This is a genomic window from Methylobacterium indicum (assembly GCF_001043895.1).
Classification (GTDB): domain Bacteria; phylum Pseudomonadota; class Alphaproteobacteria; order Rhizobiales; family Beijerinckiaceae; genus Methylobacterium; species Methylobacterium indicum.
Map to the genome: position 1 here is coordinate 1 of NZ_JTHF01000297.1, position 11,143 is coordinate 11,143.

The following is an 11,143-nucleotide window of genomic DNA, read 5'->3' on the forward strand; positions in this document are numbered from 1 at the left end:
GGTCTCGCGCCACTCATCGGGTCGAAGCCCGCGGCACGGGACGACGCCCGGGGAGAGGCTGGCGAGGCCGCGGGACCAGGAGAGGACGGTGTCGGGGATGGTGGTCATGCTGTGCCGTGTTTTGTGCGGCCCCGATTTTACGCCTCGGGGCCGGATCGGCTCCCCCTCGAAGGGCGAGCAGAACGTCTGCGGAACAGAATGTGCCGGATTTTGTGTCGTCGCGATAGGGGCTCAGGTGCGTCCAAAGACGTCCCTGACTGGCCTGTTCTATCGACTTTCCAGAGAGTTAGTTGGTGCCGGCGGAGGGGATCGAACCCCCGACCTTCGGTTTACAAAACCGCTGCACTACCGCTGTGCTACACCGGCGGGAGCCTGCAGGTCCTTGGTTGCCAAGTCTTTGATCTGCAAGCTTTTCATGCCCGCGCGCAGGAGGCGCGCGACGGGCGGGTCTATAGAACCCCTGGCCGGGGCTTCGTCAAGGCATAAAATCCGGCGCAGAAAGCGCCGCTTTCCCGCCCGTCAGGATTGCAGGAAGGCGATCGGCCCGGTTGTCGTCTGGTCGAAGACGGCCGCGGTCAGGCGCCCGGTCCGCAACGGCGCGGTGTCGAGGTTGGTGCGGGAGGGGTGGCATCCGGGTACGCCCTCGTAGCACGGCGTATGCCCGTGGACGACGTGCTTGCCGAAATCGTCGTCGACGGACAGGAACGGTTCGCGGATCCACAGGCGGGCCCGCACGCTCGGATCGATGCCGGGCCGCCCGGGCCGGAAACCGGCATGGACATAGTCGCGCAAGCGGTCCTCGTGCACCGTCCGCAAGCCGGCGATCCAGCCCATCGCCGTTGCCGGCCGGTCCGCGACCCGCGCGACGCCGTCGGAGGCGAGGGTCCGGTTGCCCCCGGTCGTGATCCAGGACGCGGCCCGGCGCGGGTCGTGCGCGGCCCGCAGCAGCGCGGATTCCCGGTTGCCCATCAGGCACACCACCGCGTCGGGGGCCCGCTCCTGCGTCTCCCGGACCATGGCGACGGCGCGGGCGCTCTCGGGACCCTTGTCGATGCAGTCGCCGAGAAAGACCAGCCGCAGCCGGCCCGCGCCACGTGCCGCGATCAGGCCGAGAAGGCTTTCCAGCGCGCCGGCGCAGCCGTGGACGTCGCCGATGGCGTAAGTGAGCTCATCCATGAGACGCCATCGGTTCTGCGAGTCGGCACGCGGGAGCAGGACCCAAGCGTCAGGACTTTGCCGTTGTCGACGCGTCAGCGCCGGGTTGGGACGGAGGGGACAGAGATCGGGATTCTCTGGATCATCTGAATTGTCGATCGTCTCAAGTCCCGGTCAATCGGGCAAATTTCTACTGAGTCGAGTATCGAGCGTTGCGACCTTGCCTTCTTCGGTCTTGTGGCTCTTGCGCTTGGTGGCGACAAATCGGCCGGACGGTCTACGCCGGAGGGACGGCAGGGCCGCCGAGGCGAACGACCGCCCGGCTCGACCTGCGCCGCCATGCTGTCCGACCGGGCGAGCGATCCGGGCCCATGCATCTGACGGGCCTTCGTCGCGCCGTAACCGGCACCCCGGAGAGCCGGCCTTCGCACCACGAGATGCTCCTGCGTCGAACAATCGTCGGCTTCCGACCAGGGTGCCGCCTCGGCAGCCCCCGGCAGGTGGCGGGTCTCCGCCGTCGAGCGATCACCCGCAACCGAGCTTCCCTGCCAGATCGGCGAGGTCGGCGGCCGCCACGTCCACCGGCACCAGGGGAGCCGGCTCGCCGGTGCCCGGGCCGCTCTCGCCGGGCCGGGCGACATGGGCGGTCGCGAGCCCGCAGGCGGCCGCCGCGGCGAGGTCCGACGAGTGCGCCGCCACCATCATCACCTCGCCGGGCTGCAACCGCAGCGCCTCGACGGCGCGCAGGTAGACGGCGGGCTTCGGCTTGTAGTCCTGAGCGAATTCCGCCCCGAGCACCGCGTCCCAGGGCAGCCGGTTGCGGCGGGCATGCGCGATGGCGAGGCGCACATGGGCGTTGGAGCAGGGCGCGAGCACGTATTTTTCGCGAAGGCGCGCCAGGGCGTCGGGCACCTCGGGCCAGGCATCGAGGCGGTGCCAGGAGAGAACCAGGTCGTGCCTCGCCGCGTCCGGCACCGAGTCGGCGAGATTCAGGCCCGCCAGCACGCTCTCCAGGCTCTCGGCATGCAGGGTATCGAGGTCGGTATAGGGGCGGGCGCCCTGGCGGATCGGCTCCATGCCGGGCTGGTAGCGGTCGCGCCAGGCCCGGGCGAACGCGCCACCGTCGAGGTCGGGCCGGAACGGTGCCAGGATCCGTGCCGCCTCCCGGGCGACGCCGCCGTGCCAGTCGAGCAGGGTGCCGAAGACGTCGAAGATGAGGGCCTGGATCGCCATGCGGACCGCCTCCCGGGTCGGTTTCTGTCGTTCCGGGTTATCGGTCCCGCCCGGCCCGCTTCAAGGGTGCCGGATGCCGTCCATCACCTTCGAGTGAGCGGGACCGGACGAACGCCGTGATCGAGGTGAAATTTACCTCTCGTTAACGACGCCCGCAGAGCATGCCGGCCATGTCGAGTCGCCGCAAATCACCTGCATCGTCCGAGCATCGGGATGCCCCCCGGAACACCATCCTGAGGGATGAGATCGAAAATCTGAGACAAAAGTCGCGGTCCCGCCCCACCCTGATCGAGGAATGGGCACAGGATGTGCAGCGGGATGATTCGGCCGACCGGGCCGTTACTCGGCTGACACAGCTGAAGGCCAGCGGCAAGATGTGAGAATAATTTTTTGCGTCTACACGTACAAGATGAAACTATGGAGAGATATTCTCGCCGCCATGGCTTGCGCCCTGACTTGAGAGAGCTGTAGCTGCTCGGATGCGGCAGTGATTGTCAGATATCCGACGATCGGTCGAGATATTCCGTAAAGTACCGAACGGATATGATCGTCGACGCCGTTTCCATGCGGTGGGGCGAGCGGCAGGAGCCGGCGCACCCGACGGCCGCCGGACGCCCCGGATCGGGCTTTCACGTCCGAGCGGCCATGGAGAGGGCCAATCCCGTCGAGGGTAGCGACCGGCGTCAGCGCCGACGCACGAACCCGACGATGTCCTTGACCGCCGCGATGTTGGGGGCGGCGATCGCCTCCGCCCGCGCCGCGCCGTCGGCCAGCACCGCATCGATATGGCCCGGATCGGCGACGAGGCGCTTCATCTCGGCGCCGATCGGCCCGAGCTTGGCCACCGCCAGATCGACCAGCGCGCCCTTGAAGGCCGAGAACTGCGCGCCGCCATACTCGCGCAGCACGTCCTCCCGGCTCACGTCGTTGAGGGCCGCGAAGATGCCGACGAGGTTGTCGGCCTCCGGCCGCTTCTCGAGGCCGGCGGTCTCGGAGGGAAGCGGCTCGGCGTCGGTCTTGGCCTTGCGCACCTTCGTGGCGATGCCGTCGGAATCGTCGGTGAGGTTGATGCGCGAATAGTCGGACGGGTCCGACTTCGACATCTTCTTGGTGCCGTCGCGCAAGGACATCACCCGGGCGGCCGGCCCGCCGATCAGCGGCTCGGTGATCGGGAAGAACGCCTCGCCGTGGCCCTGTTCCGCGATCGCTCCCGCGAAGTCGTTGTTGAACTTCTGGGCGATGTCGCGGGTCAGTTCGAGGTGCTGCTTCTGATCCTCGCCCACCGGGACGTGGGTGGCGCGGTAGGCCAGGATGTCGGCCGCCATCAGCACGGGATAGTCGTAGAGGCCGACGCTGGCGTTCTCCCGGTCCTTGCCGGCCTTCTCCTTGAACTGCGTCATGCGGTTGAGCCAGCCGAGGCGGGCGACGCAGTTGAAGATCCAGGCCAGCTCCGCGTGCTGCGGCACCTGGCTCTGGTTGAACACCACCGAGCGGGCCGGATCGATGCCCGCCGCCAGGAACGCCGCCGTGACCTCGCGGATCTGGCGCGTCAGCTCGGCCGGGTCCTGCCACACCGTGATCGCGTGCAGGTCGACGACGCAGTACAGGCAGTCGAACTGCGCCTGCATGGCGACGAAGCGCTTGATCGCGCCGAGATAGTTGCCGAGGTGCAGGTTTCCGGTCGGCTGGACGCCGGAGAAGACCAGTTCCTTGAACGCGGGCATCGTGAGTTCGTCGTCCCCTGGGGCGGTCCCTGGCCGAGGGCTGTCACACTCCCGCGGGCGCGGCGTTCTGGACCGTTCCGGGAGGGGGGTCAAGCAGCCCGATCAGGGGTGGAGCGCGGCCGTGCGATCGGGCCTGCGGCTCTCCGTCCGGGCCTGGCCCGTCGGGCAGAGATCGAGCACGGCGCAAGCCCCGCAGGCGGGGTTGCGGTGGAAGCAGCAGCGCTGCCCGTGCAGCATCAGGATCTCGTGGTTGTCGTAGAGCTTCTGCGCGTCCCAGTCCGCCGGCAGCTGCGCCCGCAGGATCGCGTGGGCGGGGCCGACATCGACCTTGGGGCCGATGAGCCCGGTGCGCTGCGCCACGCGGTGGTGGTGGCTGTCTACCGGGAGCGCCGGCATCCGCAGGTCGCTGAACGAGAGGACCGCCGCGCCGGTCTTCGGCCCGATGCCGGGAATTTCCTCGAGCCAGGACCGGGCCTCGGCCACCGGCATGTCGCGGAGAAAAGCCAGATCGAGGCTCCCGGCCCGGGCCTGCACCGCGCGCAGAACCGCCTGGATCCGCGGCGCCTTCAACTCGGGCCAGGTCACGCCCGCGATCAGCGCCTGGACCTCCTCGGTCGGCGCGGTGACGAGCGAATCCCAGTCGTTGAAGCGCGCCCTGAGCGCCTTGAAGGCGCGGCCCGAATCGGCGTTGCGGGTCCGGTGCGACAGGAGCGAGGAGATCAGCTCGCTCACCGGGTCGAGATCGTGGAAGTAGGGGATCGGGCAGCCATAGACCCCGCACAGGCGGCGGTGGATGGCCAGGGCCTTCTCGGCCATGGGCGTCTCGGCGAGATCTTTGGGCGCGGTGCTCATGACGGGATGAATCCCCGAAGTGGGGCGCCCGTTCCGGCTGCGGCACCGCGTCTCGTTCAGGCGTGGTCCGAGGTCGTCCCTTCCGCTTTGGTCTCGTCCGACTTGGCGTCGTCCTTCTTGCGCTCGTAGCGCAGCAGGAGCGGCGTCTGGGCGAGCGCGAAGGCGATGGTGAGCGGCATGATGCCGAACACCTTGAAGCTGACCCAGAAGTCCGTGGTCTGGGTGCGCCATACCACCTCGTTCACCGCGGCGAGGAAGAAGAAGAACAGGCCCCAGCGGAAGGTGAGCTTGCGCCACCCCTCCTGCGTGAGATCGAACACGCTGTCGAGCACCAAGGCCAGCAGCGGCCGGCCGAAGGCGAGGCCGCCGAGGAGCACCGCCCCGAACAGGCTGTTCACGATGGTGGGCTTGAGCTTGATGAACACCTCGTCGCGCAGGAGCAGCGTCAGGCCGCCGAACACCACCACGACGACGCCGGAGACGAGCGGCATGATCGGCAGCCGCCGCACCCAGGCGTAGTGGACCGCGAGCGCCACCAGGGTCGCGGCGATGAACAGCCCGGTCGCCACGAACAGGCGCTGGTCGGCGGCGAAGCCGAATTTTTCCGCGTAGGCGTTGCCGAAGAAGAAGACCCCGAGAGGGCCGAGTTCCAGGGCGAGCTTGGCAAGGGGCGGCAGGTGGGCCTGGGGCGGGACGGCTTCGATCTGCATGGGGCGGGGGCGACGTCCTTGTCTCGCGCGCGGGAGCGGCATCCTCCAGGCAGGTGGGTCCGCTCGGTGCCGCACGCAACGGGAGGCGAGGCCATAGACCGGTGCGGCCGAGTCTTCCATCCCCCCGCGACCTCCGGCTCACTCCCCGGCGGCGGGCGCCGGGCGGCGATGCTCGCAGGCCGCCGCGTTCGGGCACATGGTCTGCCCAGGCGTCACGTAACACTCTGGACCGGCATCACGTCCTGCCGCGAACATCGTTCGCCTGGCATTCGAATCGGGCTCTGCTCAGCGATGTGTGCGCATCCGGCGCAGTCAGGCACGATGGCCGTGACCTCAAACGGCGGCGGATCATATTCCTGTCTTTGGAATCGGGTGGAGTCGTCGCTGCGGATGAGGCGATTATAATATTTGTGGTTCTGCCCTGAATCTTCTGATGATTATCGCGCTCAGAAATATTGTAATAATTAAGGCTATATATTTCAGTATGGCGAAGAGGCTCTCCTGCTGTTCGCAAGAGAGCCCGCTGCGTGTCTGCCGGCGGACGAAGCTGTTCCGCTCAGCAGCCGATCACCTCACTCAGAAACCCCGATAGTAGCCGCGCGGGCCGTAGCCGTAGCCGCGGTGGCCCCAATGGCGATGCCCGAAATGGCGCGGGCCGCGGAAGCCGTAGCGCGGGCCGAAATGGCGGCGGTAGCCATAGCCGTAGCCGCGCGGGCCCCAATGACGATGACGGCCGTAATAGCCGTACTGCGCCCAGGCGATCGGCGCGGAGGTCGCCGCCGGGGCGGCGGTCTCGCTCAGCGGAGCGGCGCTGGCGCCCTGCGGCATGGCGGCAGCCCCGCCCAGGATCAGTCCGGCCGCCAGAATCACGGTCTTCAGCACGTCGTCGGTCCTACTCATTGCGAAAGGGCCTCCCGAGAGAGGCGGTCGCCTCTCGGTCGAGGCATGGACGGCTGAAACGCGCGGGGGCGGGAAAGCGTTGCGTGTCGGACCGACGGTGTGGCGCGTGAAGGAAATGCGTTGCGCAAAGATTAACGACCCGTTGCTAGGATCGATCGACGGCTTGTGCCACCCGGGGACGATCGACGCATGCGCTTCACCTACACACGCCACTCCCGAACCGTGATGGAGGAGCGGGGCTTGGATACCGGCTGGGTCGAACGGACGATCCTCCACCCTGATCAGTTGGAGCAGGATGCGCGAGATCCCACTCTCCTGCGCGCTTTCACGGCGATACCCGAGCGCGACGGTCGGGTCCTTTGTGTGGTATACCGGCCCGAGCCCGACGGCTGCATCATCGTCACGGCATTCTTGGACCGAAGGAGGCGTACGACGTGAAGCTGCGTTACGACGACGAAGCCGATGCGCTCTACGTGCGCTTCGCCGAGGCCGCCGTCGCGGAGAGCGAGGAAGTCAAGCCCGGCCTGATCCTCGACTTCGACGCTGACGGTCGCCTCGTCGCCCTGGAGATCCTTGACGCGTCCGCCGCCCTTGCGGCGGGGGCCGATATCAAGAATTTCAGACCCGAGGCGGCTTGAGATCGAGCCCCGTTCTCAGGCGATCTTGAGCGTCATGTCGACCACCCGGGCGTTGGTCGCGCCCTTCACGAGCGCGATGCCGTGCTCGCAATCCTCGCGACGGACGTAGCCCTCCCCCGAATCGGCCACCACCTCGCCGTTCTCGGCCCGCAGGCGCCAGCGCCACTCGCCCTTGCCGTCGCGATAGAGTTCGAAGCGCATCGGCGTCTCCTGCCTCGCTGAGTCGAAGGCTGGAGATGGGGTCCCATCCGCGTGTCGCCCAGAGCGAATCGACACCGGATCGCGGACCGCACGATCCATGCCTCGCCGTCAGACGAGCGCCGGGGCTTTCCTCCGCCGGCTGTCTGGCCGTCTTTGCCATCGTCCCGGATACGCCGCGGCCGAGTCGGCGACCATGACCATCTCGCGACCCGATCCCTCGAAGGGCCGGGTGAAGACTCGGACGCGCGCCGGGCGCTACGGCAATGCGAGCGACGAGAGCACTTGACGATCGCGTTGCCATCGCGACGCTCTCCAGGCCTTGTGATCTGGCCGCATTGTCCGCGACGAACCGGCATCCGCTTCGTCGGACGATGCTCCCGGTACACGACCTCATCGGGCGCGATCGGGAGCATGTCGGCAAGCTCGGCGAATCGCAGGCCCCGGTGGATGCCGATCTGCGAATCGGCATCAGCGACCGCATGCCGGACGATGTCCGCCGGCTCGGCCGGGCGAGGCTGGCAGCGACGATCGGGACACCATGATCGATCCCGGTCGATGACCTGCCGGACAACTCTTCCGGCCGATGATGACATCACGGACCTCTTCGACCATGGCGCGCCGAAAACGGGTCGAGCTCGGGCAGAGGTGCAGGAAGCGGGACGGTTTCGCGCCTGCCCGCGTCTCGTCGTCCATCCGCGGATGGCGCGCGAGCGGCGTGAGCTGCGCCCGCCCGCCGTCGTCCTGACGGCACGCACGCCATCGTCTGGCGAGCGTGATGACATCTTGACCGTCCGCGTCCTGCAGAGGCGACAGGATGGGGAGGGCCCTCCTGTCCTGTCGGGTGTACGCGAGCCGAGAGTAAGACCCCGAATGCGAGAAGCCCGCGCTCCTGTCCGGAGCGCGGGCTTCTCACTCTTCAGCGTGGATCAGGCCGTTCAGCGCGGGGCGCGGTCGAGCCAGCCGATCGCGCGGCCGTCGCGGTTGCCGCCGCCGCCCGCCGGACGCTGCTGGCGGTTGCCGTCGGCGCGACCGCCGCCCTGGGGACGGCCCTGGCCCTGGCCCTGCGGCCGGCCCTGACGTCCCTCGTGGCCGCCGCGCCCATCGTTGGCGCGGGGCTCGCGGTGCTCCTGCGGACGGCCGGCGCCGTGGCGCGGCTGGCCCTGACGGCCCGCCGGCTGACCCTGGCGCCCACCGGGCTGCTGGCCCTGGCGGCCGCCCCCGGGACGCTGGCCGCGCGGGCCCGAGCCGGGCTGGCGCCGGTCGCGCTCGGCCTCCGCGACAGCCTGCGCCGCCTCCTCGCGGCTCGGGGGCACGAAGCCCTCGGGGATCGCCATCACCGGCACCTTCTGGCGGGTCAGGCGCTCGATGTCGCGCAGGTAGGCCTTCTCCTCGTCGTTGCAGAACGAGATGGCGAGGCCATCCTTGCCGGCGCGGGCGGTGCGGCCGATGCGGTGGACGTAGGCCTCCGGCACGTTCGGCAGGTCGAAGTTGACGACGTGGGACACGCCGTCGACGTCGATGCCGCGGGCGGCGATGTCGGTCGCCACCAGCACCCGGCAGGTGCCGGCGCGGAAGGCGGCGAGCGCCCGCTCGCGCTGCGGCTGCGACTTGTTGCCGTGGATCGCCGCCGAGCCGATGCCGTCGCGCTCGAGGCCGCGCACCACGCGGTCGGCGCCGTGCTTGGTGCGGGTGAAGACCAGCACCCGGTCGATGGTCTCGTCGCGCAGGATGGTGGCCAGCAGCGACTGCTTCGAGCCGGTCGGCACGAAGACGACCTTCTGGTCGACCCGCTCGGCGGTGGTGGCGACCGGGGTCACCGCGACCTGGACCGGGTTCTTCAGGTACTGGTCGGCCAGCCCGGCGATGTTCTTCGGCATGGTGGCCGAGAAAAAGAGGCTCTGGCGCTGGGCCGGCAGCAGCTTCACGATGCGCTTCAGCGCATGGATGAAGCCGAGGTCGAGCATCTGGTCGGCCTCGTCGAGGACGAGGTACTCGACGCCGTCGAGGGTCAGCGAGCGGCGGTCGATCAGGTCGAGGAGCCGGCCCGGGGTGGCGACCAGCACGTCGACGCCGTTGGCCAGCGCCCGCTCCTGGCGGCCGATGGTGACGCCGCCGAACACCACCGTGGTGGTGAGCTTCAGGAACTGGCCGTAATCCTTGAAGCTGTCGGCGATCTGGCTGGCGAGCTCGCGGGTGGGCGCGAGCACCAGCACGCGGCAGCTGCGGCGCGGCGCGGGCTTCCCGGCGCTCTCGGTGGCGAGGCGGTGCAGGATCGGCAGCGCGAAGGAGGCGGTCTTGCCGGTGCCGGTCTGGGCGATGCCGCACAGGTCCTTGCCCTGCATGGCGGGCGGGATCGCCTGCGCCTGGATCGGGGTCGGCGTGACGTAGCCGGCCTGGGCGAGCGCCTTCAGGATCGGCGCCGCGAGGCCGAAATCGGTGAACTGGGTCAAAGGAATCTTCTTGAATTTTGGCAGCGGGATCGCCGCAAGGCGCGCACGGGGCACGGCCTTCATCGCGATCCGATGTCAGGAGACCGCCCGCGTGATGGAGCGATCCGAGGGACGAGCGATTAAGAGAGGGCCGGGCCTGCCGCGCAGGTGCCGCGGCGAAATCCGTCACGCAGCCCTCTCGAGCGGACCGCGATCGGCCGCTGACGCTGCAATCCGCCATATGGCGTTGTGCGGGTGCGAAGTCAATCGCGGGAGGCGACGCGGTGCGCGACGGTCTCCCCTGCCCCGGACGCTTGGCTCGCGTCTCCGGCAGCGGGCTTGCCTGCCGCCGCGGGGGATCCGATGCTGCCGAGGAGCACCCACCGGGTGCGCCTGCCCGGAGCCCGCCCGTGACGCATCCCGCCCTCGCCCGCGCCGAGGCCTTCGCGGCGACCTACGGCCTGCGTCGGCCGGTGCTGCTCGCGCCGATGGCCGGGGCCTGCCCGCCAGCGCTCTCGCTCGCGGTGATGCGGGCGGGCGGCCTCGGCGCCTGCGGCGCGCTGCCGATGCAGCCCCCGGCGATCCTCGCCTGGGCCGAGGCGGTGCGGGAGGCCGGCCCGTTCCAGATCAACCTGTGGATTCCCGATCCCGCCCCCGTCCGCGACCCTGCGCACGAGGCGCGCCTGCGGGCGTTCCTGGGCGGCTTCGGTCCCGCGGTGGCGCCGGAGGCGGGCGACGCGATGCCGCCGGACTTCTTCGCGCAGTGCGAGGCGGTGATCCAGGCCCGGCCCCGAATCGTCTCCTCGATCATGGGGCTCTACCCGCCGGACCTCGTCGCGCGGTTCAAGGCGAGCGGCATCGCCTGGTGGGCCACCGTCACGACGGTGGCGGAGGCGCTGGCCGCCGAGGCCGCCGGCGCCGACGCCGTGGTGGCGCAGGGCGCCGAGGCCGGCGGGCATCGCGGCAGCTTCGATCCGGCGCGGGCCGAAATGGCGGCGGTCGGCCTGATGGCGCTGTTGCCGGCGGTGGTCGATGCGGTGACGATTCCGGTCGTCGCCACCGGCGGCATCGCCGATGCCCGCGGGGCCGCGGCGGCCCTGCTGCTCGGCGCCAGCGCCGTGCAGGTCGGCACCGGATTCCTGCGCTGCCCCGAAGCGGGCATCGCGTCGGCCTGGGCGGAGGGTCTCGGCCGGGCCCGCCCCGAGGAGACACGACTGACCCGTGCCTTCAGCGGCCGCGCCGGCCGCAGCCTCGCGACCGAGTACGTCGCGGCCGCCGCGGCGGCCGCGACGTACTCGGTC

12 protein-coding genes and 1 tRNA gene are annotated in these 11,143 nt (G+C 69.6%); 4 read left to right on the forward strand and 9 right to left on the reverse strand.

Going from position 1 to position 11,143, the window contains the following annotated elements; translation table 11 throughout:
• Positions 1 to 291 precede the first annotated feature (291 nt).
• The 3 genes from QR78_RS27760 to QR78_RS27770 form a co-directional block, all read right to left on the reverse strand.
• Positions 292 to 366: transfer RNA gene (locus QR78_RS27760), tRNA-Thr, on the reverse strand.
• A 153-nt stretch (positions 367 to 519) separates the two neighbouring features.
• Positions 520 to 1,176 carry a metallophosphoesterase gene (locus QR78_RS27765; protein ID WP_048430850.1) on the reverse strand — a complete coding sequence of 219 codons (657 nt, stop codon included), beginning with the start codon at positions 1,174 to 1,176 and terminating at the stop codon, positions 520 to 522.
• A gap of 504 nt (positions 1,177 to 1,680) precedes the next feature.
• On the reverse strand, positions 1,681 to 2,388 hold the full coding sequence (locus QR78_RS27770; RefSeq protein WP_048430851.1) for a haloacid dehalogenase type II: 708 nt from the start codon (positions 2,386 to 2,388) through the stop codon (positions 1,681 to 1,683).
• A 161-nt stretch (positions 2,389 to 2,549) separates the two neighbouring features.
• On the opposite strand from QR78_RS27770, the gene QR78_RS34750 reads away from it, so the two are divergent.
• Positions 2,550 to 2,768 (forward strand): hypothetical protein, encoded by a 219-nt coding sequence (locus tag QR78_RS34750; RefSeq protein WP_141657954.1) that lies wholly within the window; start codon positions 2,550 to 2,552, stop codon positions 2,766 to 2,768.
• 303 nt (positions 2,769 to 3,071) lie between these two features.
• Here QR78_RS34750 and trpS read toward each other — a convergent pair whose 3' ends face one another.
• The 4 genes from trpS to QR78_RS27790 form a co-directional block, all read right to left on the reverse strand.
• Positions 3,072 to 4,112 carry a tryptophan--tRNA ligase gene (trpS, locus tag QR78_RS27775; RefSeq protein ID WP_048430852.1) on the reverse strand — a complete coding sequence of 347 codons (1,041 nt, stop codon included), beginning with the start codon at positions 4,110 to 4,112 and terminating at the stop codon, positions 3,072 to 3,074.
• Positions 4,113 to 4,214: 102 nt separating this feature from the next.
• Positions 4,215 to 4,964 (reverse strand): endonuclease III domain-containing protein, encoded by a 750-nt coding sequence (locus QR78_RS27780; protein WP_048430853.1) that lies wholly within the window; start codon positions 4,962 to 4,964, stop codon positions 4,215 to 4,217.
• A 56-nt stretch (positions 4,965 to 5,020) separates the two neighbouring features.
• Positions 5,021 to 5,674, reverse strand: a complete 654-nt coding sequence (locus QR78_RS27785) for a septation protein A (RefSeq protein WP_048430854.1) — start codon at positions 5,672 to 5,674, stop codon at positions 5,021 to 5,023.
• Between the two features lie 576 nt (positions 5,675 to 6,250).
• Positions 6,251 to 6,574, reverse strand: a complete 324-nt coding sequence (locus tag QR78_RS27790) for a hypothetical protein (protein ID WP_244276405.1) — start codon at positions 6,572 to 6,574, stop codon at positions 6,251 to 6,253.
• A 189-nt stretch (positions 6,575 to 6,763) separates the two neighbouring features.
• Between QR78_RS27790 and QR78_RS27795 the strand changes: the two genes are divergently transcribed.
• Together QR78_RS27795 and QR78_RS27800 are read left to right on the forward strand one after the other, a co-directional pair.
• Positions 6,764 to 7,012, forward strand: a complete 249-nt coding sequence (locus tag QR78_RS27795) for a DUF4258 domain-containing protein (protein WP_048430856.1) — start codon at positions 6,764 to 6,766, stop codon at positions 7,010 to 7,012.
• Positions 7,009 to 7,212, forward strand: coding sequence for a DUF2283 domain-containing protein (locus tag QR78_RS27800; RefSeq protein ID WP_048430857.1), 204 nt, complete (start codon positions 7,009 to 7,011; stop codon positions 7,210 to 7,212). Before QR78_RS27795 ends, QR78_RS27800 begins: the two co-directional genes overlap by 4 nt.
• A gap of 15 nt (positions 7,213 to 7,227) precedes the next feature.
• Here QR78_RS27800 and QR78_RS27805 read toward each other — a convergent pair whose 3' ends face one another.
• Both QR78_RS27805 and QR78_RS27810 read right to left on the reverse strand, forming a co-directional pair.
• Positions 7,228 to 7,413 carry a YegP family protein gene (locus QR78_RS27805; RefSeq protein ID WP_048430858.1) on the reverse strand — a complete coding sequence of 62 codons (186 nt, stop codon included), beginning with the start codon at positions 7,411 to 7,413 and terminating at the stop codon, positions 7,228 to 7,230.
• 935 nt (positions 7,414 to 8,348) lie between these two features.
• Positions 8,349 to 9,863 carry a DEAD/DEAH box helicase gene (locus tag QR78_RS27810; protein ID WP_048430860.1) on the reverse strand — a complete coding sequence of 505 codons (1,515 nt, stop codon included), beginning with the start codon at positions 9,861 to 9,863 and terminating at the stop codon, positions 8,349 to 8,351.
• Positions 9,864 to 10,252: 389 nt separating this feature from the next.
• Between QR78_RS27810 and QR78_RS27815 the strand changes: the two genes are divergently transcribed.
• Positions 10,253 to 11,143 (forward strand): NAD(P)H-dependent flavin oxidoreductase (locus QR78_RS27815; protein ID WP_048430859.1); only part of this gene is annotated, 891 nt, incomplete at its 3' end.